Source organism: Methylobacterium sp. E-005, from assembly GCF_022829725.1.
In the GTDB taxonomy this organism is placed as follows: Bacteria; Pseudomonadota; Alphaproteobacteria; order Rhizobiales; family Beijerinckiaceae; genus Methylobacterium.
On record NZ_JAKSYG010000174.1, the window covers coordinates 1 to 24,906 of the forward strand.

General features: G+C 62.0%; 27 protein-coding genes and 3 pseudogenes. 11 read left to right on the forward strand and 19 right to left on the reverse strand.

The features are described 5' to 3' along the window. Positions 1 to 923: 923 nt before the first annotated feature. The 3 genes and pseudogenes from MKK88_RS18970 to MKK88_RS18980 all read right to left on the reverse strand — a co-directional run. Entirely contained in the window at positions 924 to 1,316 is a 393-nt protein-coding gene (locus MKK88_RS18970) for a hypothetical protein (protein ID WP_244002422.1), read from the reverse strand. An 11-nt stretch (positions 1,317 to 1,327) separates the two neighbouring features. Continuing rightward, on the reverse strand, positions 1,328 to 1,885 hold the full coding sequence (locus tag MKK88_RS18975; RefSeq protein ID WP_244002424.1) for a Panacea domain-containing protein: 558 nt from the start codon (positions 1,883 to 1,885) through the stop codon (positions 1,328 to 1,330). 920 nt (positions 1,886 to 2,805) lie between these two features. After that, a pseudogene (locus tag MKK88_RS18980) lies at positions 2,806 to 3,009 on the reverse strand (nickel/cobalt efflux protein RcnA); the annotation flags it as partial. Positions 3,010 to 3,889: 880 nt separating this feature from the next. On the opposite strand from MKK88_RS18980, the gene MKK88_RS18990 reads away from it, so the two are divergent. Continuing rightward, entirely contained in the window at positions 3,890 to 4,150 is a 261-nt protein-coding gene (locus MKK88_RS18990) for a DUF6894 family protein (RefSeq protein WP_409566677.1), read from the forward strand. A 119-nt stretch (positions 4,151 to 4,269) separates the two neighbouring features. On the opposite strand, the gene MKK88_RS18995 is transcribed toward MKK88_RS18990, so the two are convergent. The 3 genes from MKK88_RS18995 to MKK88_RS19005 form a co-directional block, all read right to left on the reverse strand. Further along, complete coding sequence (locus MKK88_RS18995) at positions 4,270 to 4,659, reverse strand: heme utilization protein (protein WP_244002428.1); 390 nt, start codon at positions 4,657 to 4,659, stop codon at positions 4,270 to 4,272. Between the two features lie 322 nt (positions 4,660 to 4,981). Continuing rightward, on the reverse strand, positions 4,982 to 5,347 hold the full coding sequence (locus MKK88_RS19000) for a hypothetical protein (protein ID WP_244002430.1): 366 nt from the start codon (positions 5,345 to 5,347) through the stop codon (positions 4,982 to 4,984). A 4-nt stretch (positions 5,348 to 5,351) separates the two neighbouring features. Then, entirely contained in the window at positions 5,352 to 5,807 is a 456-nt protein-coding gene (locus tag MKK88_RS19005; protein ID WP_243972793.1) for a hypothetical protein, read from the reverse strand. Positions 5,808 to 6,483: 676 nt separating this feature from the next. Between MKK88_RS19005 and MKK88_RS19010 the strand changes: the two genes are divergently transcribed. From MKK88_RS19010 to MKK88_RS19030, 3 genes are all read left to right on the forward strand, one after another. Further along, entirely contained in the window at positions 6,484 to 6,711 is a 228-nt protein-coding gene (locus MKK88_RS19010; RefSeq protein ID WP_279602413.1) for a hypothetical protein, read from the forward strand. Between the two features lie 2,341 nt (positions 6,712 to 9,052). Then, a complete protein-coding gene (locus tag MKK88_RS19025) occupies positions 9,053 to 9,799 on the forward strand; it encodes a Crp/Fnr family transcriptional regulator (RefSeq protein WP_244002433.1) in 747 nt (248 codons plus the stop codon). Beyond that, complete coding sequence (locus MKK88_RS19030; protein WP_244002435.1) at positions 9,796 to 10,041, forward strand: hypothetical protein; 246 nt, start codon at positions 9,796 to 9,798, stop codon at positions 10,039 to 10,041. The genes MKK88_RS19025 and MKK88_RS19030 overlap by 4 nt, the downstream gene beginning before the upstream one ends. Before the next feature lie 598 nt (positions 10,042 to 10,639). On the opposite strand, the gene MKK88_RS19035 is transcribed toward MKK88_RS19030, so the two are convergent. Beyond that, the gene (locus MKK88_RS19035) at positions 10,640 to 10,912 is read right to left on the reverse strand and encodes a hypothetical protein (RefSeq protein WP_243917805.1); all 273 of its coding nucleotides are present in this window, start codon (positions 10,910 to 10,912) and stop codon (positions 10,640 to 10,642) included. A gap of 3 nt (positions 10,913 to 10,915) precedes the next feature. Next, positions 10,916 to 11,680, reverse strand: a complete 765-nt coding sequence (locus MKK88_RS19040; protein ID WP_243917803.1) for a Crp/Fnr family transcriptional regulator — start codon at positions 11,678 to 11,680, stop codon at positions 10,916 to 10,918. 186 nt (positions 11,681 to 11,866) lie between these two features. Here MKK88_RS19040 and MKK88_RS19045 point away from each other — a divergent pair, with 186 nt between their 5' ends. Next, positions 11,867 to 12,595: a Crp/Fnr family transcriptional regulator gene (locus MKK88_RS19045; protein ID WP_244002437.1), complete on the forward strand. Its 729-nt coding sequence runs from the start codon at positions 11,867 to 11,869 to the stop codon at positions 12,593 to 12,595. Positions 12,596 to 12,619: 24 nt separating this feature from the next. Here the strand turns inward: MKK88_RS19045 and MKK88_RS19050 are convergent, their stop codons facing one another. The 4 genes and pseudogenes from MKK88_RS19050 to MKK88_RS19060 all read right to left on the reverse strand — a co-directional run bounded on the left by MKK88_RS19050 (position 12,620) and on the right by MKK88_RS19060 (position 13,952). Then, entirely contained in the window at positions 12,620 to 12,874 is a 255-nt protein-coding gene (locus MKK88_RS19050) for a hypothetical protein (protein ID WP_244002438.1), read from the reverse strand. Further along, positions 12,871 to 13,041, reverse strand: a pseudogene (locus MKK88_RS34105) (Crp/Fnr family transcriptional regulator); the annotation flags it as partial. The pseudogene MKK88_RS34105 and the gene MKK88_RS19050, both read right to left, overlap by 4 nt. Positions 13,042 to 13,056: 15 nt before the next feature. Beyond that, the gene (locus MKK88_RS19055; protein WP_313902331.1) at positions 13,057 to 13,614 is read right to left on the reverse strand and encodes a Crp/Fnr family transcriptional regulator; all 558 of its coding nucleotides are present in this window, start codon (positions 13,612 to 13,614) and stop codon (positions 13,057 to 13,059) included. Positions 13,615 to 13,772: 158 nt separating this feature from the next. Beyond that, the gene (locus tag MKK88_RS19060) at positions 13,773 to 13,952 is read right to left on the reverse strand and encodes a hypothetical protein (protein ID WP_243917796.1); all 180 of its coding nucleotides are present in this window, start codon (positions 13,950 to 13,952) and stop codon (positions 13,773 to 13,775) included. A gap of 175 nt (positions 13,953 to 14,127) precedes the next feature. Here MKK88_RS19060 and MKK88_RS19065 point away from each other — a divergent pair, with 175 nt between their 5' ends. Next, positions 14,128 to 14,361 carry a hypothetical protein gene (locus tag MKK88_RS19065; RefSeq protein ID WP_244002440.1) on the forward strand — a complete coding sequence of 78 codons (234 nt, stop codon included), beginning with the start codon at positions 14,128 to 14,130 and terminating at the stop codon, positions 14,359 to 14,361. 93 nt (positions 14,362 to 14,454) lie between these two features. Continuing rightward, a complete protein-coding gene (locus tag MKK88_RS19070) occupies positions 14,455 to 14,865 on the forward strand; it encodes a hypothetical protein (RefSeq protein ID WP_244002442.1) in 411 nt (136 codons plus the stop codon). A gap of 201 nt (positions 14,866 to 15,066) precedes the next feature. Here the strand turns inward: MKK88_RS19070 and MKK88_RS19075 are convergent, their stop codons facing one another. Together MKK88_RS19075 and MKK88_RS19080 are read right to left on the reverse strand one after the other, a co-directional pair. Next, positions 15,067 to 16,851, reverse strand: coding sequence for a putative bifunctional diguanylate cyclase/phosphodiesterase (locus MKK88_RS19075; protein ID WP_244002444.1), 1,785 nt, complete (start codon positions 16,849 to 16,851; stop codon positions 15,067 to 15,069). 282 nt (positions 16,852 to 17,133) lie between these two features. Next, positions 17,134 to 17,652, reverse strand: a complete 519-nt coding sequence (locus tag MKK88_RS19080; protein ID WP_243917792.1) for a PAS domain-containing protein — start codon at positions 17,650 to 17,652, stop codon at positions 17,134 to 17,136. Between the two features lie 407 nt (positions 17,653 to 18,059). On the opposite strand from MKK88_RS19080, the gene MKK88_RS34110 reads away from it, so the two are divergent. Next, the gene (locus tag MKK88_RS34110) at positions 18,060 to 18,176 is read left to right on the forward strand and encodes a recombinase family protein (protein ID WP_313902332.1); all 117 of its coding nucleotides are present in this window, start codon (positions 18,060 to 18,062) and stop codon (positions 18,174 to 18,176) included. Positions 18,177 to 19,381: 1,205 nt separating this feature from the next. After that, entirely contained in the window at positions 19,382 to 19,624 is a 243-nt protein-coding gene (locus MKK88_RS19085; protein ID WP_244002446.1) for a hypothetical protein, read from the forward strand. A 26-nt stretch (positions 19,625 to 19,650) separates the two neighbouring features. Here the strand turns inward: MKK88_RS19085 and MKK88_RS19090 are convergent, their stop codons facing one another. Next, positions 19,651 to 20,010, reverse strand: a complete 360-nt coding sequence (locus MKK88_RS19090; RefSeq protein WP_243917788.1) for a hypothetical protein — start codon at positions 20,008 to 20,010, stop codon at positions 19,651 to 19,653. 117 nt (positions 20,011 to 20,127) lie between these two features. Between MKK88_RS19090 and MKK88_RS19095 the strand changes: the two genes are divergently transcribed. Next, positions 20,128 to 20,496, forward strand: coding sequence for a hypothetical protein (locus MKK88_RS19095; RefSeq protein ID WP_244002448.1), 369 nt, complete (start codon positions 20,128 to 20,130; stop codon positions 20,494 to 20,496). Positions 20,497 to 20,515: 19 nt separating this feature from the next. On the opposite strand, the pseudogene MKK88_RS19100 reads toward MKK88_RS19095, so the two are convergent. Further along, positions 20,516 to 20,872, reverse strand: a pseudogene (locus tag MKK88_RS19100) (DDE-type integrase/transposase/recombinase); the annotation flags it as partial. A 328-nt stretch (positions 20,873 to 21,200) separates the two neighbouring features. Between MKK88_RS19100 and MKK88_RS19105 the strand changes: the two are divergent. Further along, positions 21,201 to 21,401 (forward strand): hypothetical protein, encoded by a 201-nt coding sequence (locus MKK88_RS19105; protein WP_244002450.1) that lies wholly within the window; start codon positions 21,201 to 21,203, stop codon positions 21,399 to 21,401. Between the two features lie 38 nt (positions 21,402 to 21,439). Here the strand turns inward: MKK88_RS19105 and MKK88_RS19110 are convergent, their stop codons facing one another. Genes MKK88_RS19110 through MKK88_RS19120 form a run of 3 tightly spaced genes read right to left on the reverse strand, consistent with a single transcriptional unit; the run spans position 21,440 to position 24,905 of the window. Continuing rightward, on the reverse strand, positions 21,440 to 22,144 hold the full coding sequence (locus tag MKK88_RS19110; protein ID WP_243917776.1) for an ABC transporter ATP-binding protein: 705 nt from the start codon (positions 22,142 to 22,144) through the stop codon (positions 21,440 to 21,442). Further along, entirely contained in the window at positions 22,141 to 24,030 is a 1,890-nt protein-coding gene (locus MKK88_RS19115) for an ABC transporter permease subunit (RefSeq protein ID WP_244002452.1), read from the reverse strand. Before MKK88_RS19115 ends, MKK88_RS19110 begins: the two co-directional genes overlap by 4 nt. Beyond that, positions 24,030 to 24,905, reverse strand: coding sequence for a branched-chain amino acid ABC transporter permease (locus tag MKK88_RS19120; RefSeq protein ID WP_243917772.1), 876 nt, complete (start codon positions 24,903 to 24,905; stop codon positions 24,030 to 24,032). The genes MKK88_RS19115 and MKK88_RS19120 overlap by 1 nt, the downstream gene beginning before the upstream one ends. Between the last annotated feature and the right edge of the window lies 1 nt (position 24,906).

Consider the following 24,906-nt stretch of genomic DNA (forward strand, 5'->3'; position numbering starts at 1 on the left):
TGCGACCCTGCGAGATCAAGACATCGACCTGCCGCAGCTTAGCAACGATCTCTTCAGCCGTATGCTTCTTCCGTCCCATGACGACATCCTCCACATGGCTCAAAGCCATACCTCAGGGAGGACCACTTTTCAGGGGGCAGGCCATGTAGGCGGGCTGGTGTGCGCCCAAACTGGAATGGCCCGATCCCCTTTCGCTCCATTAGATACGCATAGAGGTCCCCCGCGGTGCGGCGGATGCCGATGATCGGCACGTGGAAGTGGACGCGGTCGATCCAAAGTGGGTCACGCTCGGCGTTCTGGGCAGTGCAACCGGTTGCACTGGTAGAGAATGACCGGAGGGCTTGGACGCGTTCGCGATAGCGTGGTGGTCTTGGGGGCTCATGCATGCAGAATGGCGATGTCAGTGGGCTTCTATAGAGGGAGGGGCGCTGGAAGGTGCCGCATCACTTTACCAGGGGTGTGACGCCGGTGGACGGCAATCTCATTGTCGCGTAGAGCCGCCCCGAACCCAAATCGGTCCATGAGGGTCAATGGCTGCTACATGCAGATCGTACTCGCTCTTGCTAAGTTTTTAACTTCTTGGATTTGAGAAATCAGGGACGATGGACCCGCACAGTCCGTCACCGTTCCCAGCTGCACGCTCTGTCTGCTGGAGACTTTTGCTACCCAGTGCAACCGGTTTCACTAGCTGGACTGATCGACGCAACTTCAAATTGACGGTGGTAGCGCAGTCGCTTGGCTAGATCTCGCGGCGCCTAAACATCCACCACCGCGACCTCTCGGCGAAAGCAGCCATGCTGCTTCGCGCCCAGCTCACGGCGCCGGAAATTCAGGTGCGATTCGGGCCAGCTCGGCCTGCTGTAGCACCAGCTCAATCGTAACCCGGCATTCAGGTGACTAGGCAGGTGACTCTGAGCGATCAATCAGACGAGGCTGGCGCGAACCGCCTCTGTCTGGGCAGGGGAGATATCCAAGCTCTCCAATGCGCACTCCTGGATCATGCGTGTGATCTCCTTCGGTAGATCGCAGACAGGCTTGATCAGACCGGAGAAGCGCGCGGCAAGCACGGCCTTCGATCCAAACTCGTAGAACTCGTCCAGGCAAACCCAGGTGTTGCAACGAAGATAGCAGCACCCCGGCGGAAGGTACGCGTTGTGAAAGCGATCCTCTGGCTGGCAGCCAAAGGACGTCCCCCTGCCGTGCTGCTTCGATGTGGTTTTGGCCACCACGTGGATCGAGGCCACGTTCCCGAGCGCTACGAAGAGCTTCTCGCCGGTCTCGCCATCATGGAAGTAAAACTCCTCGTGGAAGAACACAGACCCAGGGATCATCCAAGCCGGTCCACCAGTGCCCTTCGATCAGCTGCAACCCGCGTCATCGACTCGGCTTCGTCAGCTCTCAGCGCCAGCTCGTAAGGGATCTTGTGCTGTCGCAGGCCCTGCTGGTTGTAAATCTTGTCCCACGGCATGTTCTCGAGGTGAGTCGCCTCGACCATGTCGTCGGAGCGCGCATCTCGATACTCGTGCGCCAGGCTCTGCATGAGCGCCATTTCGCGACGAGTGAAATGACGATCTGAGAACTCCGCCTTCGGCTTGATGTCTAGCATCATCTGCTCACCGCCACGGATCGGCTTCTGGCCGAAGTCGATGGCATCAGCCATGTCGGGCTGCGGAGCGTCTATCTCCTCATAAAGCGCAACAGGCACAGGCCCCATTTTCCAGGCGCTGTAATTCTGGCCCGTGACGCTTCTGCCGGTAAGCTTGAAATGCTCGAAGTCGAGGAAATAGAGAAGCTTGAACAGCTTCACTTTTCCGCATTGGCGGGTGTGGGTGACGAAGAAAGTGATCGCCTGGATCAGCTTTTCGCGTTCATGCGTGACTAGCATTTTCCGCCCCTACGAACGGTCGATGCTGATGAGTGCAATGAAGCGATAGCCGTACGAAGCGCCGGCGACGGACGTGTGCATTGGACGACCCTCCCCGCGATCCATGCTATGGCGGGCACAAAGAACCATGCGAGCCTGATCGCTTTATGTTCTTCGTTATCCCCGCTGTCCACACTCCTATCCCAAGTTCTCAATATGTTCCAGATGGAGGAAGTGCGTATGGCGCCGCAGCCACAGAGAGAGGCGTTCTGCTCGCCGCTCTTGTCCGCCGAGGCAGTCTTCCCTTCCAATCGGGCTACGCGCAGGTCGTCTCCATCAACAGGGGTTGATCCCTGCTACACCTGACTGCTACGCCGCGAGGGCAGGGGACTTCTCTAAGTCATTGATCTTGTAGGCATCGGCAGTCCCGGACGATTGCCCGCATCTTCCGACAAGATTGCGAGGTTCGCCGCTGTAGCGGCACGAGCCCGCTGTTACCTAGTGCAACCGGTTTCACTGGCTCAGTCGAACAACATACCCTCGGGCCGACGGCGGTTGCGCCCTTGCCCGACCCGATGCCTGCGCTGCTACGGCATCCAATAGGGCGACCGCCCGCTAAAAGCAGCCATACTGCTTTGCGCCCATCCCGGTCATTCAGATGGCTTCGACGACGTCCCGTAAGCGGACGTTACGGGCCACGATCGGCCATTCGCATAAGGGCACGCTACGGAACGTCGGTGTGTAGATCGGCGTTAAAGCGGGGCCCCAGCTAAAACCAAGATAGCGTATTGATCTTATTGGCAGAAGCAAAAGAGGAGCGGGATCTCGGTCGGCGCTGATTGGGACCCCGCCTCTAAATGGAAATTTTTTGTTTGTTGAGGACGTTACCGTCCTTCAGGAAGGAGTCCCGGATCGGCGCTTATCTGCAGCCATTCGCAAAATCAGGCGCGTTGCACAGCGAGTGCCTCGGCAGCGTGGCCAACCGGGCCGTGTTGGATACCCTGGTAGCCGAGCCAACCGGTGTAGAGGCCGATAAGAACGATCAGACCTGCGGAGGCGTAGGGGGCCAGCTGCGCGAAGCTGCTGAACCCGGACCAGCGGCTGGCGATTTGCTTGACGCTCAACGCCGCAATCACGCCCGCCGAGGGCCGAGAGCAGCCCTGGCGAGCCGACGATCACTATCATTCAGTTGAACACCCTGATGCAGGCCCTGCGCGCTGCCGGCGCCAGCTTCTCAGAAGCCGATCCTGACCATAGCTCTGGAGAGGGACGGTCCTGAGCTTTGGTCATGCCGAGCGTCTGGAGCTATAGCGAGGGCCAGGGCTTAGAATGCCGGTAGCGCCAAACGCGCCACTCAATGACTGCGGATGGTGGGTGGATACGCTCTGGATGCAGCAGTGCCCGCGATCCGACGCACCCTAGCGATGATCCGGCAAGAAGCTTCTTCCGCTCCCTGACGCTCCGCGTCCATCTCCAGTTCAAGCAAGCGATTGAACAAAAGCGCGTCCTGCGTGCTGGCCATTGTCGACTGATCCTCGGAGAGGATAATGACGAGCTTTCGCATAAAGCGACATGTTATCGACGGCGACCACGCGGCCATTGGCGTGCCCCAACATTCAAGTATCCGCGTGAGAACAATAATCATAAATCTGATACCGGCGCCATCATTTGATAGAGTCTCATCGATATAATTATGCTCGCTTTGAGATGGTCAACTCTGACAGGAGCATGGATGCAGCCATGCCGAATGACCTCCCGCAAGGCCGAGTCACTTTTCGTGGCCGCGGACTGGCCTTTATCTCCGGCACACGAATTGTCGTAAAAATCTGTCCGCTTTGTTCGCAATGGAATGCACCAAAGGCGGCGGAGAACGGCCACTGCGGCTGGTGTGCCTACGTTCCATCGTACTTGGACGTGGAGCCGGTTGCTGTCGCACGGATCGGCATGATCTGATGCCGAGTTGCGCATCCTTGAGAGCAAGGTAAGCCAATCGATGGCCCGGCACGATTAGTGCTTTAGGTCCATATGCCGCCGGCACATCTAAATTGTATCCCGTTGTATTTCTTCCACGTCCGCGATGGGGGCCGACTGATTGAAGACGTGGATGGCAGTTATTTGCCGAGCTTGGCAGAAGCATGCGCCGACGCTTCTGCTTCTGCCCGTCACGTGCTCGCAAAGGGCCGATCGCTCGGCGAGGTGCTGGATGGACGATGCTTTCAGATCAGCGACAGCGCCGGGTTGATCCTCGCCGTGATGCCCTTCAAGGAAGCGATCATCCCGAGGTAAATATCCCGGCAGGATAGCCACTGGCGCACGGGTATCGAGCGGCCCCGACCCACGGGCAAGGTCCTTCTCGCCGCATAGCCTACCGACGCCAGGAACCATGCCTTCGCGCCTTGAATACCCTAACTTGAACGCTTGGCGCTCCAACTGCCGGTGCATTCGACCAGTCCGCCGGACGTGCGCCATGTGCCGCTGCCGTCGCCCTTGGCGTCGAGGCTGCCGGAGATCGGGACCTTGTTGGCGCCGCTGGTGATCGTGGCGTGCACGGAGCCGCTCGCAGACACGCCGCCGTCGATATCGACCTCTTCACCGGGGATCGAGGCATCGCTATCCTTGATCTGCACGTGATAGCTCGTGCTCGCCGAACAGGGGCCTTGAGCCGTGGTGGCGACGATGGTCCAAGAGCCATCGTACTGGTTCGGCACCCGGACTTTTTTCATGGCGGCACCAGCCGAGCAGAGAGCGCCAGCCGTCAGGCCAGTTGCGAGGATCAAGACAGGAATACGGGCCACGGACAGCTCCGACGGTTGCGCCGTCGGGACTGACTTCGCGCTCTGAAAACAATAGCATCGCACAAACAGTTTCCGGATCTCGGCGCCTTCACCGCTTCTCAGGCGATTTCCCTCGGCAGTCTAATCTGATGCGAGCGGGGCAGTCCGACGATCGAGCAGACGCCGGCGCATACGGGGTCCAACTCGACTCTGGTCCAGCACAGCGTTGGCGGTCAGCTCGGCGGCAAGATCCCGCATCACTGGGAGCGCGCAGGTCTGCGCGTGCTGATCTCGATGCCGATGACCCAGCTGCTGCCGATGAACGGGACCGGATCGGGCTCCCTCAGCCCCACAGAGCGCTGAAGGTTCGCTCGAAGTCTCCGACCAAAGTCCGGTTGCAGAAACGGTGCAGGACGGGACCGTCCGTCGTTCCCTCGCGCATCTCAATCGACTCGGTATTCTGGTCGTAGGAGAAGGTCAGATGGCGACCGCCGAGGGTGGTCGACAGGATGGCGTTGGTACCCATCTCGTCCTGGATCATCTCAGTCGATCCGGGCGCGCCGCGCCACATGATCCCGCCGAGCAGCGCCAAGGTGACCGCCTTCATCTGCAAGGCCTCACCTTCGGATTGCGCGATGACGCTCACCGCGTACCGCCGCACGGCGTCGAGGTCGGTCGTCTCGGACTTGACGGGAGCGAACTGAGGCATCGGCTTATTCCCGTCTCGTCGTGATGTCCGTGGCACCGGTCGAGGTGGCGGAATAGCCGCCCCACCCCTCTGTCGAGACCGGCGACGTGCCGCCCCACCCCTCGGCGCGCCACGTCGCGAGGCGCAGCGTCGGGTCGACCGAGCCGTGGTCCTCCAGGATGCTCATGACGTGGTCCCGCTGGGCGTCCGCGACCACCAGGTCCAGCATCGCCGCGCCCTGCCTCAGCCGCGCGCAGCAGGCGTCCAATGCCTCCCGGGGCAGGCCCATCGTCCCGAGCCTATCCCGGAGGCCGGGGCCGTCGGGAAGCGCCGCCGTCGCCTCGACGCGTCCGGGTTCCGGATCAGCGGAGCCGACGACGAGCCGGATCGCCCGCTCGGGAATGCCGGCCGCGACCAGCGTGGCCATCGCCGCCTGCGCCTTGCTGCGGCTCTCATACAGCGCGAGGATCCCGAGACTCATGGTCGGGTCTTCGCTCGTGGCAGGGGTGCCTCCGATCGGTCGGCCGAGCCGCCCTCGGATGCGATCTCCGCTCGCGCCGCGGCGATGAACGCGGCGCGCTGATCCGCGCTCAAAGCGAAGCAGGCACTCATCGCGGATCCCTCCATCGGGGAGGGATCTACCCACATCCGGTCGCCCGGACCGGTGTCGAGAAAGTTCTGCTGAGCTCGTTCAAGCACCGCAGCCTCGACTGGATCTTCGTTCGCCGTCTCAACCGCGGTCACGGGTTCAGTGCTCTGTCCCAGGCATGTTCGGACGTGGCGCGCCGCCATGATCCTTGATGAGATTGGAACGTTCCGGGTCGCCCTTCAAATTGGCGACCTGCTTCCGTGCAGCCAATGCGAGGACGCCGACTCCGCCTATCGTACCGAGCGCTAGAAATAGCAGAGAGATACCGCTGCCCATGGGCGAAGCCTTTCATCGAAAGAACCGCCGAAGGAAGGGCGACGGGGAGCATGATGCTACAGATCGAACTAAGCCAAGGGTCATAGGTTGCCATTTTAGATGATATCAGGGGTGCGGCGTCTTTTCTTAACATTTTTAGGGAGTATCAACGTGGTCTTAAGCCGCATTAATCTAGGCACTATCTACTACATCGCGGAGTTTTAACGTGTATAATAGCATCTTTTCATCGATAATGCTCGCGATTAAGTCGCGACGGGTCATCGAGTTGCGCATGGTACGCCTCGCTTGGGGTGGCCGTGAGGGCCGGGCCGAGATGCAGTCGATGGTGATCGAGAAGGTGCACGCCGCCGGTGAGGCAATGACGACGCTGATGCTCGGCGGCTCGTCCGAGACAGTCATCGCTCGCTACCGCGAGCACGTTGCCTTCAACACCAAGCGGCTATCAGCAGCCCGAGGCTGAAGTATTTAATTTACGCCATAAGTTCTCGCGAATGTTTTTTAAATACCAGACTATATTTTTGATTTCGGTCCTTGGCCTTTCGGCAACATCTCCATCGCTCGCTCAGGATAAGACGGTGATCGGCACCGATACAATACTTACTGGCACGGGTCCAAGCTCCTCGACCGACGGAACGGGCGGCCAACTCAGGCAGGTCGCCAGGGCGGATGATGCAACGCGGCGCAGTAATCCCAAACCCATCACCTTCCTGACGTCACAGATGATCGGCACAGGGGTGCACAATCTGTCGGGACAGAGCGTCGGCAAGATGACTGACCTTCTGATCGGTGATGGGGGCGCCCTCAAGGCGGTGGTTCTAGATGTCGGAGGCGTCCTCGGCGTCGGCAGCCGCCGTATCGCGGTCCGAGCCCTCAGCGCTGGTGCTGTATCCCAGTGGCGACCGGTTCTCGGCCATGCTCATCATGGGCAAAGACACGATCGCGGCGGCTGCCACTTTCAAGCCGGATCAGACAGTCAAGTCCGACTAGTGTCCACACCGTGCTGATTTTCGTCGGCTTGGTCGAAGAGAACCGAGCCGGCTGGATTATTGCGGGTTCTGATGGTCGGGGGCGGACCGGCGCGTGGCGTTGAGGCCGACCGGATCTTGTTTGAGCGAACCTCCGGATATCGGAATGGGCCGGGCCAGCAATGGGGTATCTCAGTATGGGAGTTCGTCGAGAAGGGCGCGGGCCGGTGAGCTGCCGGCTCTTCGCGCAAATCGGCAGCGCGAAGTCGCTGCTGGGTGTCACGATGCTGGTGACGGCAGTGCCCGCGTGCAGGTTCACCGGTCTCGTGCAGTGACCTTCGGCCCAGAGTTCATCCCTGAGAACGGCGGGGTGCCGGGCTCCGCTTACGGCTCCAGAAAGATGGAACGCGGGGCGAGCATTGTCGGCCCGAAACCAAGCAAGGAGGTCTCGCCCCTAAAGCCCGGCACATCAATGGCTTAGGCTCAAATCGTGGGTCAGAGGGAATTATCCCTGCGGGCTGGCCAAGCAGCCACTTCCTTCCTGCGCCAGCCGCTTCCCGAGCGCCCCATCGGATAGACCCGCTAAGAAAGCAGGTCTGGAGACCTTGAGCGGCCATTGACATCAACCTGCGGCATTGCGCAGGAGACACCTATGTTAAAAAATCTCCCTCAAGGCACGACCACCTTCGGTGGCCGCGGACTGGCGTTCGTCCACGGCACCCGCATTGTGATGAAGGTCTGCCCCACCTGCTCGCAGTGGAATGCCCCAAAGGCGGCTGATAGGGGCGTATGCGGCTGGTGCGCCTACATCCCCTCATGCGAGGACCTGGAGCCCGCCGTACAGTTCGAGCGTCCCTGATCTGCTCCACGGTGCGCCAATTCTCGGATAACAAGACTAACCCTAACGGTCGTTGCGTCCCGTCTATCGCCGTGCGGAACGGCACCAAGCCCCGCCATCCGGTAATCAGATCAGGTGACGGAACGGTCCACCCAGGGTCCGGCTCCGGACGCGGGTAGTTTCACTGACCGACAGCCAAGGTCCGGCCTACTCTTTCTAAGCCGGGTGACAAAACCTCAGATGCGCGTCCCATCGTCCTTCGGTGGCTTCCCACAGCGGAAGCGCTCAACCCGCCAATCGGCGTGAGAGCCCTGCCAATGGGCCATCTGAGGCTGGGCGACAGACATACACTGCTGGGGCGTCGTGACATCATCGTCGAAGGCGTGAACGCGCATAATGCAGTGTGCCGGGTTCGAAACCATGCACGTTATGAAATAGAGACCATAAAGCATCGTCCGAAATCCTCAGTTCGGCAAAGCATTCTGGGATTTGTGCGTTTGCTTGGCTTTCCTCGTCACACCACGGAACGGATGATCCGCACAAAAAGGCCCCGCTACCCGAACCGGGCAACGGAGCCTGAGTGCGCTCGGGTTAGGAAAGGCCATGCGGGCGATGAAGGGGCAAGGAACGCTCGCGTGGCCATCTGCGCTCACATCATCGCGGCGACAGCCGGACGCTCATGCCAGCAAACAAAAAGATCCATCTGATCAAAAGACGGGCGTTGGTCAGGTTTTGTCCTCAATCGCCTCGTGTAATCGAGGGTGCAAGCTTGGAATTTTGATCAAGGTCATGCCGATAGCCATGCCTTCGCCGCGCGATCGAAGCAAATGGACCCCGAAGCTGAGCATTGCGGGCGTATGATCGCCTCAAGAACATATCTTATGACAGAACTTCGAGGTAAAATCAGTCTATCGTAGGGATCATCATCGGTTGATCCGATACAGGCGCCGATGACTGGAAGAGCCGTGCGCTTCCGCCTGCGATGAGAAGTGGGAGATATGAACGCAGCCCCCGACCAGCACGCCCCGGGCATGCTCATCCGCAAGCTGGAGAGCATCACCACCCTCTCGGACAAGGAACGTCAGGCCGTTCGGAGCTTGCCGATGAGGATCCACAACCTCGACGCTCGCCAGGACATCGTGCGCGACGGCGACCAGCCCACGCACTGCTGCCTCATCCTCGACGGATGGGCCTGCCGGTACAAGATGCTTAGCCAGGGCAAGCGCCAGATCCTATCGTTCCACATCGCAGGCGACATCCCGGATCTGCAGAGCCTACACATTCACACCATGGATCACAGCCTCGCCACGCTGACCAAAGCGGTCGTGGCCTTCATCCCGTACGAGAGCCTGCGGGAGTTGACGGCGTGCTACCCTGGCATCGCGTCGATCTTCTGGCGCGACACCCTGATCGATGCGGGTATCTTCCGCGAGTGGCTGATCAGCATGGGCCGCCGCTCGGCCTTCGAGCACGTCGCGCACCTGTTCTGCGAACTGTACCTGAAGCTGCAGGCGGTCGGCTTGGCCGGCAACTTCCGCTGTCCGCTGCCGATCACCCAGACCGATATTGCCGACGCGCTGGGGCTCACCTCCGTGCACGTCAACCGCGTGCTCCAGGAGATGCGCGGCCGGACCATGATCACGCTCCGGAGCCAGATGCTCGTGATCGAGGCGTGGGACGAACTTCTTCGGGTCTCGGAGTTTGACTCTACATACCTGCAGCTTGAGAAGCGGGCGGCCGGATGACCCTTCGCCTACAGCCCGTGCAGGTCGGAACGGGCAGCTACGATATCGAGGGCCAACTCGTCTTCGCCGATGCCTTCCTCGCGGCGGTGCTGGTGCGGCTCTCAGGATTTCACGAGGACATAGCCGGGATGTGGTTCTTGGAAGCGGGCTTCGGGCTGGTGAGCAGCGCGACCCCGCCCACCTTCGCCGACCTCGATGCCGCGCATACCTGGATCGAGCAGCGGCTGGCGCACGCGGCCTGAGCCTACTGTATCCTTGAAAGGCACGCGTCATTTAGAGGCTGGCGGGCCAAATTATTCTGGTTCGCTAGACGACGTACCAAGGCCCTTCAGCCTGTCGACAATCCCGAGTGATCCCATCCAGCGAGCGCTAGCCAGCGACGCCGGTTATTCTGTAGCGCAGCACAGATTTCATTCTGGGGATGTTGATCCGGAAATTGGTTCTTGGATCAACGAGGAGCGATGCGGCTGTGTCTCTGTCTCTCGGAAGCATGCTTATAGCAGCGGTCTGCGCCATCGCACTACCCATCGCCGTTCTTCCCTCTTTCGATCACTTCTTTCGCTTATGAGCTGATAAGTGGACACATCAGCGCTTCAACAGGTCAGGCTGAGTTCAATCTAATGGGAGGACGCCGCGATGGAATTCGTGGTCATGATTGCGGGCGTGTTGGGCGCTGGGGCGACAATGGTGTTCATGCTGCCGAAACTCGACTGGCTGTTCTCGTGGTGATTAGCGGTCCCGTGCGTGGGTTCGCTCGTGCTCCGACCCGATCGCACTCGTTCGGTGGCGTCATCCTCGGATCTGTAGGTCATGCGCTCCGGCCGATAGCCTGCGGACAGATCACGCCGCCTTCAGATGCCGTCGCAGCCAGCGCGTCGCTTCTTCCAGAGTGGGGAAGGTAGGGACCCTCTGCCCTTGCAGTCGACCAAACCCTGCCTCCATGAACCAGCTCCCGCGATCATCGTGCTCCGGCCCTTCGAGGCGCACCAGAACCGCCACGAGCAGGCCATTGGCGATCACCAGCATGCCTTCACGGTCGGGGCTGTTGGTGTCGACCGCAATCGGCTGAAGCTGCAGCACGAGGAGCGTCTCGACGTTGCCCCGCCCGGACATCGTCTAGCCCTCCTGGGCTCGACCGGGCCAGCTCAGGTCGCGGCGATCCCCCCAGCGCGTGCTGCGCAGGTGCAGGTAGTTCGGTGTGAAGCTGCAGAAGGCCTTCAGGCGCTCGACGTCGAGGATGGTCAGCACCCGGCGCTTGAGGTGGATCAGGCCGAGGGCGCGAAGCTCGCGCAGCGTCCGGTTCACGTGCACGTCGGACAGACCCATCGTCTCGGCGATCTCGGTCTGCGTGAGTGGAAACGCGTAGCTGTTGTCGGTGACACGACCGACCGCTTCCAAGCGCATGAGAAGCTCGCACAGAAGGTGGGAGATGCGCTGGTCCGGAGCGCGCGCTCCCATGTTGACCAGCCACTCGCGTAGGACGGCACCATCGACCAGGGAGCACCACCAGAAAGCGCGCGCGATGCTCGGGTGATGGGCTGCGATGTCATCGATGGCTTGGCGCGGGATGTCCACGATTTGGCACGTCGAGATCGTGCCGATGGTGTGGTCCATCTCGTCGAGGATGAAGACGTTCAGGTCGCAGAAGTCGCCGGGCACCAGCAGAGCCATGATCTGGCGCTGGCCGTCCGGAAGCACCTTGTACCGGCACGCGAAGCCGTCGAGGATCAGGAGGACGTTGTCAGGCTTGTCGCCTTCCTGGATCAAATCCTGGCGTGCGCCGACCTGCCGGACCTTGAGCACCAGGCCGTTGAGGGCCCAGCGGGCTTGGTCGGACAAGGGTTCGAAGCTCTCAAGCTTCCGCGTCAGCGCCTGCTGCATGGGGCCCACATCGCCGAGACTCGATGTCAGCCCATATGTCAGATATCCGACCAAATCTCCATCAAATGACCGATATCTTGCGCTTTTAGGAGATCAGGCTCAAAGACAGGCGAGGCGTCGCGCGCAGGCATGTCCAGGGGCTCCCGACCGAGGGCACTTGGCCCCCCGCTCCAAGTGAACGGGACCATGTCGCACCCGACGCAGCATAGCTGCCTCAATCGCCTGCTTAGATCCCTGGATCCGGACGATTTCGGTCTGCTTCGGCCGCACCTCGAACTTATGACCTTGTCGTTGGGTGATGTGCTGATCAAAGCCGACACCCCCATCACGCGGGTTGCCTTCGTCGAACAGGGCATCGTCTCGCTCGTCAGCATCGCGGCAGACGGACAGCAGGTCGAGGTCGGGCTGGTCGGATGCGAGGGCATGGTCGGCGTACCCATCCTGCTCAACGCCGAGCGGACGCCGGACGAGGCCCGAGTTCAGGCTATCGGGTTGGCGCGGGCCATGCCGGCGAGCGCCTTCTCCGAGGCGCTTCGGCACAGTCCGCGCCTGCACAATCAGCTGTTGCGGTATGCGCACGTCCTCGGCGTGCAGGCCACGGCCACGGCCCTGGCCAACGGCCGCTACACTCTGGAGCCGCGTCTCGCCCGCTGGCTCCTCATGTGTCACGATCGGACCGAGGGTGACGAACTGCCGACGACGCACCGCTTTCTGTCGCTGATGCTGGGGGTCAATCGTCCGGGCCTGACGGGCGCGATCTCGGTCCTGGAGCGTTCCGGCGTGATCGGTCGGCAGCGCGGTACCCTGATCGTCCGCGATCGCGCGGCGCTGCTCGCCCTAGCTGGCCCCTCCTACGGCGCTCCCGAGGCCGAATACGAGCGCCTGATCACGGATCCGACGCCGGGTGGCCACTGAGAACCTTCTCAGTCCCACCCCAAGCTACGCGCTGCCGCGCTTGCTGCTGAGGTACCCCTCAATCCAATCTTGAGCCGCATCGAGGTCAAAGAACAGGGGCGCGCGGGCTACCGAGGTTAGGCCGAACCCAGCTTCTAGGAACCACAAGCCCACGTCAGCACCATGCTGGTCTGAAAGCCGCACCAGGACTGCCACGAGGAAGTCATCCGCGAACACAAGCTGGCCGTCGCCGTCTTCGCTGCCGGTGGCGACATGCACAGGCTGAAGATGCAAGCTCATCCGAGGGCACGCTTCTGCAGGTGCAGATACTTACCGTCGAACTCGGAGGCACGGATAAGTTCGTCCCAGGCCTTAACGACCAGCGTCTGTCGGTGCAGCGTGATCAGGCCGCGGCCGCGCATCTCCTTCAACACGCGATTGATGTGAACGCCGGTCATTCCGGTGGCGTCGGCGAGATCGACCTAAGTGATCGGCAGTGAGCAGCGGTGATCACCTGCCAAGCCGACCGCCTCCTGCTTGAGGTACAGCTCACAGAATAGGTGAGCGAGGTGCTCGAACGCCGGGCGGCGACCCATGGCGATCAACCATTCCCGGAAGATCGCCGCATCGATCAGCGTGTCACGCCAGAGCTTGGCCGCAATGCTCGGGAAGCGCGCCGTGAGGTCGTGCATGCTCTCATGCGGGATGAACGCGACCGTGGCCTGGGTCATCGTCCCGAGGTTGTGGTCCATCAACGGGATGTGCAGGCTCTGCAGATCCGGGATGTCGCCCGCGATGTGGAACGAGAAGATCTGCCGCCGCCCCTCGCTCAGGAGCTTGTAGCGGTAGGCCCAACCCTCCAGGATGAGGCAGCACTGAGTGGCGAGGTCGCCCTCCCGCGCGATGTCCTGCCGCGCTGAGAGGGTTCGAACCCGGACCGGCAGCGCTTCGATTGCGTGCCGTTCCTCGTCCGAGAGGCGGGTGACGCTCTCCAGCTTGCGGATGAGCGGGCAGAGAGCGTGGGGGATCTTCGAAGCCACCGTGGCGTCGCCTTGCATTGCAGGCGGAAGCGCACGGCTCTCCCAGGCGGCAGCACCTGTTTCGGAGCGGCTGACGATCAGTCAGGTCTAAAGGTTATATCAGCGCCGCAATCATACCTGGGTTAAGGATTTTCAAGATTAACCCCCGGGGCTCAAGGCTAACCGTCATCATTAGCCGCTACGGTCGCGCCGCGGCCGCGGCGTCGGACTTCCTCCCCAAGCGCATAGAGCAGCAGGCGAGAGGCGGTCTTCATCTCGGATGAACCGTGCTGCATGATCTCAGCGTGGTTGGCGATGCAGGCTTCTATCATCGCCTCGAACTCGTTGAGCGCATTCATCCTGCCCTCCCGCAAGTACCGCCTCTCTTGTCCGAGGTAGCTAACTCTAGATAGACAGCGCCCGACATATAAATTAATTCTCCAACCCCAAATCCATCAAATGACGTTGCGCTGAGCTTAATATCTCGCTCTAACTGTTGTCTACCCGCAATCTAAGTAGCGCGTGGAGACTTTTTTGCGAGAAGCTTTGCGTCGCCACTGCGAGGAAGACGATGCCGGAAGCGTCAACATCCTGAAGCGCATTGCCGCTGCGCTCGGCAAGCCCGAGACCGCATTCGTCGATGGGCCCGAGGCGCTGGCAGACCTTAATGACGCTTCTGAGATGCTGCGGCTATGGGATAGACTGAAACACGCCTCAGACCGCCGGAAGGTACTGGCGTTCGCGCAATCCCTCGCTGCGCGGGATTGAATGCATCGCGACCGGCATGTGCTGCCTCCGTGAGGAGCAAGCCTTGCTGATGCGGGACACGCGGCGAGGCGTCTACGCAGAGGGTACGACCATTTGCCTGCGCGCTTCGCCCATGCGCTCGTCATCGGAGCGGACCAGCATGTCGACGAAGACCTTCTGCACGATCTGCCGCGTAGTCGCCTGATCCAGGCCAAGCCCGCGGGCGAACCCATCAAGGCGACGGGGGCGGCCATACCATCACGGCTCGCCCGCCCCCTCGCGCACTCCCGACCGTACCGCGGCTGGTGCGCCCGAGATGGACCCCGAGCCCAGCTTGGGGAGCAGCGGTATGTCTCTGGCGTCCTCGCGGACGGCCTTCTGCTCGACTTCTCGACCAGCTCGCCGCTGGGCGCGCAGATCCACCAACAAAGCCTTGAAGTCGACGACCTCCCGCGCGGGCGGTTGCCGGAGCAGGTCTACGGTTTCGTGTCCGCTCACGCGAGCACTCCAGCCACCGCTGCTTGAACGAAACCGGGTGATGCCCTCCGTATCGAACCGCTCGCGGACCCACTTCAAGCCTGACCAGCTGCAAAGTTGGCCTCGACAATCCATAGGAAGTGTCCGACGGGGGGATTTCAAAGCGAGCGTATCATCGCGACTCCGCTAAACCATGGCTCTTCCGATCGAACGCTGCACTAGAAAAGCCAATCACAGCGGAATTTGCTATCAGCCAACCGCCAAATTAGAGGCTCGGGTCTCCGTCCATTTTATGAATTCATCGGCTGGAATAGGACGAGCGAAGAAGTAACCCTGCACCTCATCGCACGCAGTTAATCGGAGCTGGTCGAGCACTTCCTGCGTTTCGACGCCCTCCGCGACGACACGATGGCCGAGATGCTTCGCCATCAAGACCATCATCGTGACCAGCGAGAGCTGACGCGGGTCGGTATCAAGATCACCCATGAAGGAGCGATCGATCTTCACGACGTGCACCGGCAGCCGCTGAAGGTAGGACAGGCTGCTGTACCCAGTACCAAAGTCGTCGATCGCCAACCGAATTCCGGCAGCCGCGAGGTCCTTAAGCTGACGTAAGGCCTGCTCGGCATCATTCATCACCGCCGTCTCGGTGATTTCCAGTTCGAGGAACTCGGGAGAGACACCATGTCGAGCCAGGACTTGGCTGACACGAGAAGCGAAATCGGGCTCGTGCAGGTTGGTCGAGGAAATGTTGGCCGAGACGATCAGCTCCATGCCGGCCGCGTGCCACCGGGCCATCTGCGAGACCGCCGTCTCCAGCACCCAGGCGGTCGTTGGCGTGGCTAGGGCCATTCGCTCGACCAACGGGATGAACTCACCCGGCGAGATCGGCCCAAGCGTCGGATGCATCCACCGCATCAGCGCCTCGGCCCCGACACAGCGTCCGGAGGTCAGGTCGACGCGGGGCTGATAGACCAGACGGAAACCGGAGGGGCTTTGCAAAGCCGCCTCGAAGTCGCGCAGCAGCGTGAAGCTTCGCTGGGATGCGTTATCCAGCGTGTTCGAGTGGATCTGGAAGAGTTTGCCTTTTGAGCGCGCATCCTGGGCCGCTCCCTGAGCGATCCTCAGCACATCGGTCGGAGGTAGATCGCCAAGGGCGAAAGGGGCAACCCCAATCACGGTCGTGCCGATCGCGTCGGGCCCACCGAGCTTGCGCAGCCGCTCGGCCCGGACGGTCAAGAGATCGCTGTATGCGACCTCATCCATTCCGTCGGGAGCCAGGGCTGCCAGTTGTGTGGCGCCGACGTGGTAGGCTTTCCGCTGGGGCCCGATCAAAAGCCGGAAATTGCGCGCGGCAGCCTTGACCATACTGTCGATGGCAGCCTGTCCCATGACGCGCACGACATGGTTCATCTGATCGACGGAGATCAAATCCACCAGGACCGCGATCCGCCGTTCTCCAGACGTATGATCACGAGCAAAGTCGCTCAGGTCATCGATGAACTGCGTTCGGTTCGGCAGTTCACTGATAGGGTCGATGCGTCCGAAGGCATGCTGCAGCTCGATCTGCGACATGACCATGGCGGCGAGATCGCGCAACGCCGCCAATTCTGACGGTTGTGCTTGCCGAGGCGACGTCCCCAGGACGCACATGGCACCGAGGCCGAAACCGTCTCGCGTGACAAGTGGGGCACCGGCATAGAAACGGACGCCGGCCTTTGCCAAAGCGCTGTCGTGATAGTAGGGGTCCGTCAGGAAGTCCTCGATCACCACCAAATCACAGCTCTCGGCTACCTGAGAACACGGTGCTTTTTGGCGCGTGACCGACCAGTGCTCTACTCCGATCCTGGACTTGAACCATTGTCTGTCGCTATCAGTCAAAGAGACGGCGGCGATTGACAGGCCGAATATCTGGCTTGCCATACGCGTGATGCGGTCGAAGCTTTCTCCTGGGGGCGTATCCAAGAGGTCGAACCTTCGAAGCGCATCAAGACGCTCAGTTTCTGCGGCCGACACCATAAGTTGCTCCCTCATGCCGTCCACGTACTGGCTGCGGTCGCCTCATGTCCTAGAGTGTGGCGAACCCCTGCACCGGCCTCCTCCGAGATGCCGCCTCGGCAGAAGTCCGTCTTGTCCGATATGACAGGGCCATGGCCCGTGATCAGGCTTGATCTACTCGCTGGCAATAAGTCGCGACGTAATCACTTTTTCCTGTGCTTGATATAGTACCAATTTATTACTTATTTCTTAAAAACAGCTTGTTACTGTGTCGGAAGAAACACAACAAATGACGGAATTTCAGTGTTGTAGCGATGATTAGAACAGTGCTGCCGATTGTGGCGGGCGGGAATTTGCATCTCCGGAGCTGAAAACACCCAAACTGCGCAAAGCGTCCCCTAACAAATCGTTACTTATGGAGATTGCTTCATACCGCCCCCCACGGCTTTCAAAGGGGCGTCCGATGCGCCGCGCCACCTCACGCTCGAACGAGATGAAGCCCTCGATCTCACCACACACGTTGCGCAATGGCCGGCAATCGATCTCGGCCCGGTATTTGGTGCCGTCGCCTCGGTAGTTGGTCAGATACCCGTGGAAGCGTTCACCGGCCCTCAGGGCCCGATGAAAGGCGTCGAGAGTCGCCTGACGCGTTTCCTTGCCCTGCATGAAGCGGGGGCTCTGCCCGATGATCTCATCTGGATCGCGTCCAACAAGCCGGCCAAAGGCCGAGTTGGCATAGACGATGATCGGGCCCGGCCGCTCTATGGATGCGTCCGTAATCAGGATGCCGACCGGGAGGTCGCGGCCAAAGGCACGGATCAATTCAACGATTGTCATATAGGTTGGTCGTCACTTGGTGAGGCTCAGCCTACGGGCGTCCGAGCGTGAACAGGATCGGGACGTTCCGTAAGTCCGCCTTATACGACCGGCCAAGATTGCCGGCTGATTGCACGCCGACCTCGCGCACCTCCCGACCGCGTCGGCAGCAGATAGTCCTGAGATAGGCGCGAGCGCGGCCGCGGGGAAGCCTCTGTGTGTCCCTGGCGTCATCGCGGGCGGGTGTTTCATCCGGTTGAACGCTCGTTAATCTGCATCATGTGAGACGGGTCGCCCCTTCTCGGGCGAACATCTGGTCTAGGCAAGCCGGAGAACCTATCGAACCGGGAGGCCGGCCAAGTGCGCGGGCACGACAGACCCGGCGGCCCGAGGAGTGGGCCCGGGACCTCGCCCCAGTGATAGCCGCCGTGCGGGCCGAGGGCGCGGTCCCGCTGCGCCAGATCGCGGCGGCGCTGAACGCGCGGGGCATCCCGGCCGCTCGGGGTGGGGCGTGGACGGCTACACAGGTACGGCGCGTCTCGTAACGAATGTTTGGACCTAGACCCGTGGCAGAGCCGTACTTTCACATAGGTTAGTTCAAGCTCAGTTTAGCACCATCTTTCAACAATGTGAGGCTTACAAAAACGGGAACATCTCCTGATGCTGATAGTTTATTGGGCAAGATCCTGTCTGGGATCTACTTACAAACAAAAGTTGGGTTTTGAGATGAACGTCAAAAATCTATGCGTTCCCTTGATTGCTGCAGCTCTGCTTACCGGCGGCGCTAGCTTTGCTCTCGCCCAGGGCGGAGCTGCCGGCGGCGGTGCAGGTGGTGCTGGAACTGGCATGAGCGGCGGTTCCACAGGAACAGGCGGCTCGATGGGTGCAGGTAGTGGATCCGGCACCGGCATGAGCACCGGCGGTCAGATGAACAATGGGAGCGGCACGGGGGACCGCATGGGTGCGGGCAACTCTGGATCGATGAGCACCGGCTCGACCGGAACGTCTGGTTCGATGGGTAAGGGAACCGGCAGCTCGTCCGGCAGCTCGTCCGGCAGCATGGGTCGCTAATCACTCATTTCGCCCCGTCACCCGCGAGAAGCGGGTGGCGGGTCAATCGGTATAAACCTCGTGTGGCTGCAATCTGCCCACCGAGGTTTCAGGTGGCCGAGCATCAGAACATCAAGATCTTCGGCGAAGTCTTGCAACGCCTGGATGGCGGTACAATCCCGGACACAAGTTGAGCCCTCATGGGTCTCCAGGGTGACGGCGGTAGTCAGCGCCGTCTGCCGGACCGGCTTGATACCGGCGGCGAAGGCGACTTCCTCGCGAACAGTAGCGTTACGCATTTAAGCACTCCAACTGTCATTTGACCGGATGGGCATCAAATAAAGGTGCAAGAAATCAACCCGACATTTTCGAGTCGGGGAGTTTTAACAATGCAAGAAATGTTAATTTCGCCAGAATTCTGGACCGAGCTTGAGCGTAAGGTGTCGTCCAAAGTAGACGAGGCTCTTAACACAGATGATGTTCCGCACGGGTTGCTAATTTCATATCTGCGCGATCTAGAGGTCATGGCGCGGACTGCCTGCGATAGCCGACAGACTGTCCAGATCATCGCCTCTGGCCGAAGAGTTCTCGGGGATCGAACCCAAGTTGGGCCGCAGGACGGGCCGTTCACATACGCCGTCGCGTGAGCGGATTGGATCTCGGGGCGCCTCAACTGCCAGAGCCCAGATCGGAGAAAAAAATGCTCTACGACGAGATGGGCCGGTTGGTCGATGAAGCACTTCGGTTGAACGCGAGAATGGTCCAGAACGCCATGCTGCTTACGGTGGCGATGAACTACGCCTGGACCGCAAGTCAGCACCGCGAACCTCGGCGAACGAGAAGCGAGATCAAGGCTCACGTGAAGCGGCAAGCGCGAACGAGGCGACCTAAGCGTCGCGGTGTGCCAACAGAGGTCGCGGCCCGAGGTCTGCGCATCCTGTAGAGGGATGTTGCGGTACTCGCTGGACGTCATCGGGCTTGCTGCACCGGCTTGATGCCAAAATTTCCCACTCGCGGGCGCGCTCGCGCGAGGCGGTCATGGCTGGCGCTCATCTCGGCCTCGAACGCTTCCATCTCCTCGTCGGTGAAGGCGACGGCGCTGCACCACTGGTAGTGGACCGGGAGCGGCATGCCATAGGATGGTACTTTGTAGAGCCCGAAGGCGTCGCGCCGGACTTCTCCGCCGTGGTCGACGATCAGACCGGCATCGAGCAGGGCCTTCAGCGTCTTTGCCGAGCTGCCCGGGGACTTGCCGCAGCCGATCCGGTCGAGGGCGCGGCGCTCGGCCGAGGTCTGGCCAAGATGGGGCATGCGGGCAGTCTCGGACATCAGCAGGCCTCCCGGTGAGTGGCGGTCATGACATCACCTCGGCGTCCGAAGCCTGTCGGGATGCGTTGTCTTCTATGACAGGGCGCATCCGCTGCTGCCCGCTCAGGAGCCCCCCCGATGAACATCATCAGTTGGCTGATCTCCATGATCATTCAGTTCTTCATCGGCAGCGGAGATGAGCAAAGAAACACCTCTATGGCTAAGGAGAAAGAGGCGGGGCTTTACGTCGGGGAAACATCGGCAAAGGCTACGAATTTCGAGGACGACTATCATGCTGCCACAAACATGCTGAAGCTGCGGATGGATAAGAATTTCCCGGACAATTATCACGCAAGGCTGAGTTCCGGCGAGAATAGCCCCTATGACCACGGAGAGGATCGGGCACTTGCCGTCGACACCACGTCGACCGCGATAGCCATGGCGCTTCGGAGCGGAGCCACCGTGAGACAGGCAGCGGAAGCGGGCGCGGTGAGCGTCGGTATCTAACCTAGCAGGCAGCGCCACGGCTGAGCAGGAAATCGACTGCCTCGCCGTGCTTGTCGATGGCGCGGTTAGAGATCCCGCCATTGGTCCCGGACGCGGATGTAGGTTCCGTCCACGCGCATAGACCTGCAGTTCGGCTTGCGGAACTGGCGTAGGCGGTGCTCGATGGTGGCGCGTAGGCCAGCACCCCACGGTTGATGGTGGAGTGATCCATCTTCATGCCACGTTCCAGGAGCATCTCTCCGATACTGCGGTAGCTGAGCGCGTAGTGCAGGTACCAGGACACTGCCTGCACGATCAGGCTGGCCTCGAAGTGCCGGCCTCTGAAGTCGCCGCCGGCTTCTCATTTCAACTTGAGGTCAGGTGCGTTAAGGATCATGGGCCGGCTCAGAGGCGGAGGCGGCCAGCTGGGCAGGTAGGGCTAACAACTCGTGAAAACCAGCGTTATCGCCTTTGCGACAGGCCCAGGCGCCGCGGGTGAACGGCACGGCTCAGTTCCAGCTACGTCGTTCCATTGCGCAAGCCCTATTGGAACGCAACGGCGGGTAACATGATCGGTCGTGCACGGAAAACGATCGTCTTCCCGACAAACGCTGGCAATGCATGTTGCGCCCGCCGAGGCTGCCGGAATCTGTCGCAAAAACCACGTCGGAAATTCAAACGTCGAAAAAACGTGTCCGTCGGCAGCCGGCAGCGAGAACGCTGTGATGTCCGGTTTAGCACCTCGCGCAACCGAACACCGCCAGAGCGCTTTCGGCCAGCATCTGCCGCAACGCATCGCGTGTCCGAACGTCTCGGATGCATGGATTGCCGCCGGTCTTTTTTCGGGCAAAATGCAGCAAGAACCGACATCAAATCGCGCGATCAAACATCCTCAGGTTAACCGATTCAAGGTGGTGACCTCTTGATATAAGCAGCGGCATCAAGACAGTGTCCGTGGTCTCGCTCACAGCGCCAAGCCCATGAAGTCCCTCATTGGAGCGGGATCCGTTCGGAGAGCTGAAGCCTGCCCCTCGTAGACGACGTGGCCGTTGTTGAAGCCGTAGACCCGATCGGCGAAGCTCAGTACCGCTGCGACGTTCTGCTCGACCACGACGATCGTGCGCCCTTCCGCGGCCAGACGCTTCGTCAACACGACTAGATCCTGAACGATCAGTGGCGCCAGCCCCTCAAAGGGTTCGTCGAGGAGGAGGATGCGCGGGTCGCGGACCAGGGCGCGGGCGATCGAGAGCATCTGCTGCTCGCCCCCCGAGAGGGTGCGCCCCCGCGAGGTGCGTCGCTCCTTGAGCCGGGGGAAGATCTCCCAGATCCGGCTGAGGGGCCACGCCTTAGGGGCGCTTAGGCACGCGACCCGGAGGTTCTCCTCCACGGTCAGGCCGCCGAACACGGCGCGCTCCTCCGGCACGAGCTGCATGCCGACGCGGGCGATCTTCGAGGGCGGGAGCCCGTGGATCGGCTGACCGTCGAGGCGGATCGTGCCCGTCCTAGGGCTGAGCACGCCCATGAGGGTGCGCAGCGTCGTGGTCTTGCCCGCACCGTTGCGGCCGAGCAGGGCCACGACCTCGTTCTGTTCCACTCGCAGGGAGACGCCGAACAGGACGTGGGAATCGCCGTAGAGGGTGTCGATGCCCTCGACTTCGAGCAGGCTCATGCGGCGCTCCCCAGCGTGGCACCAGCTTCCGCTGGCCCGGCACCGAGATAGGCGCGCTGGACGGCTGCGTCCCGGCGCACGGAATCGGTTGGGCCGTCGGCAAGGAGGCGGCCCTCGCACAGCACGGTGATCCGCTCGGCGAGGTCGAAGATAGCGTCGAGGTCGTGCTCCACCACGACGACCGTGCAAGCCTTCGCGATGCGTCGGATCAGGGCGCAGGTCGCCGCCCGCTCCGACAGGCTCATGCCGGCCAAGGGTTCGTCGAGGAGCAGCACGTTCGGGCTGGTGGCGAGCGCCATGCCGATCTCCAGCCGTCGCTTCTCACCATAGGCCAGGACGCTCGCCGGGGTGCCGGCTCGCTCGCTGAGATCGAGAAGGTCCATCAGGGTCGCGACCTGCGCCTCCATCTCGGGGCGTCCGTCGGCGGGGGCGAGAAGATCCAGACGGAAGCCGCCCCGCGCCCGCGCCAGCGCCGCTACCCGCAGGTTGTCCTGCACCGTGAGGTTCAGGAAGAGCTGGTTGAGCTGGTTACTCTTGGCGATACCCCGCTGGGCCGCCCGGCTTACGCCGCCCCCGGTCAGACGCTCGCCGAACAGCAGCACCTCGCCCGCGCTCGGGCTCACCTCGTCGGAGAGCATCTTGAACAGGGTGCTCTTGCCCGCCCCATTCGGCCCGATCACCGCATGGATCGAACCCCGGCGCACGGTGAAGCTCACGCCATCGACCGCCTTCAGGCCACCGTAGTGCCGGGCGAGCCCGCGCGCCTCAAGGGCGATCTCCCCGCGCGCGCTGCGTCCGTCCACCGCCGGGCGCGGCATCGGCAGGGCGATCTCAGCCGGGATGGCGCGGGCCGGTGCCCCGCCGCTCACCTCGATGGCCTCCGTTCGGGCCAGCTCCGCGCGGAGGCGATGGGCCTCCCGGCGGCGGTTCCAGAGATGCAGGATCTCCCCGCAGATGCCCCGACGGAGGCCGATCACGAGGCCGATGAAGGCGAGCCCAAGGACGAGCTTCCACAGCGGACCGAGGCCAGGGATGGGCTGGAGGTTGTCGCGCAGCCACAGCCAGAGGGCCGCGCCGACCAGTGGCCCGACCAAGGTGCCGACGCCGCCGACGATGGTCTGCACCACGAGTTGCCCCGAGGTCTCCAGGGCGAAAGCGTCCGGCGGCATATAGCTCTGGAACGGCCCAAGCATCGCCCCGGCGAGCCCCGCATAGAGCGCGGCGATGGTGAAGGCGGCGAGCTTGTAGGCCGGGACGTCGTGGCCGAGCATCGCCACGCGGGCGGTGTTCTCCTTCACCGCCCGCAGAATCAGCCCCACAGGAGATTTCGCGATGCGGCGGGCCAGGACGAAGCCGACAAGGAAGGTGGCCGCAAGGAGCGTGTACATCGGCAGCCCGGCGGTGATCCGCACCGCGTCCGCCCCGAAGCCGATTGTCGGAAGGGGCACGCCGGCGATGCCGTTCTCGCCGCCGGTCCAGCCCGAGAGCGGGGAGTTTTCGATAAAATACGCCATCTGGCCGAAGGCCAGGGTGATCATGGCGAAGTAGATGCCGATGCGCCGGACGGCGAGCCACCCGACGAGTAGGCCGAACAGCCCCGCCGCCAGCGTCCCGGCCAGGAGGGCGAGCCAGACGCTTCCCACCGTCCCGGAGACGAGGAGGGTGGCGGTGACGAACCCGCCCGTCCCGTAGAAGGCGGCCTGGCCGAAGGAGAGGAGGCCCGTGAGACCGAACAGGATGTCGAGCCCGAGGCCGAACAGCGCCCAATTGAGCGCCCGCGACAGCAGGTCGTGCGAGAAGCCCAGCGGCGGCAGCAGGAGAGGGGCGACCAATAGGAAGGCGGCGAGCGCCAGTTCGGGGAGGATGCGGCGGAGAGCAGGGGGCATCAGACGCGGCCCTCCGTGCCGAACAGCCCTTGCGGGCGCGCCACCAGCACCAGAGCCATCAGGCCGTAGAGCATCACCTCCGAATAGGCGGAGCTGAAGGCGCTCGTCAGGCTGATGACCTCGCCTGCGATCAGCCCTCCCACCACCGCACCGGGGAACGAGCCGAGCCCGCCCAGCACGATGACCACGAAGGATTGCACCATGAAGCTGGCGCCCATGTCAGGCGTCACCGAGACGACGGGGGCGTAGAGCATCCCGGCGAGCCCTACCGCGACGACGCCGATGCCGAAGACGAGGAGGAAGGTGCGGCGCACGTCGATGCCGAGGATGCCGACCATGCCGGCATTCTCGATGCCCGCCCGCACCACGAGGCCGATCGCCGTCCGGTAGAGGACGAGGTAGAGGCCGAGGAGGAGCGCCGCGACGATGCCGATCAGTTGGAGTCGGTAGGTCGGGTAGACGAGGAAGCCGAGCTTGGTCGCCCCCACGCCCCACGAGGGCACCGGCACCCGCTGGCTGTTCCCCCCGAACCACGCGCGCAATGCCTCCACGAGGACGATGCCAATGCCGTAGGTGACGAGGATCTGGTCCTCGTCTGGCCTCGCGTAGAAATGGCGGATCACCAGGCGCTCCATGGCGAAGCCGACAACCAGCATGATGGCGCAGCCGCCGAGCAGGGCGAGCAGGAAGGAATGCGTCGCTGACATCATCACGAAGGCGGTGTAGGCCCCCACGGCGAACAGCGCGCCGTGGGCGAAGTTGAGCACCCCCAGGGTGCCCAGGATGATGGTGAGCCCGCTGGACACGAGCGCCAGAAGGCTCCCGAGGGCAAGGCCGTTGAAGGCCTGAGAGAGGAGAACCGCCGTGCTGGGCATG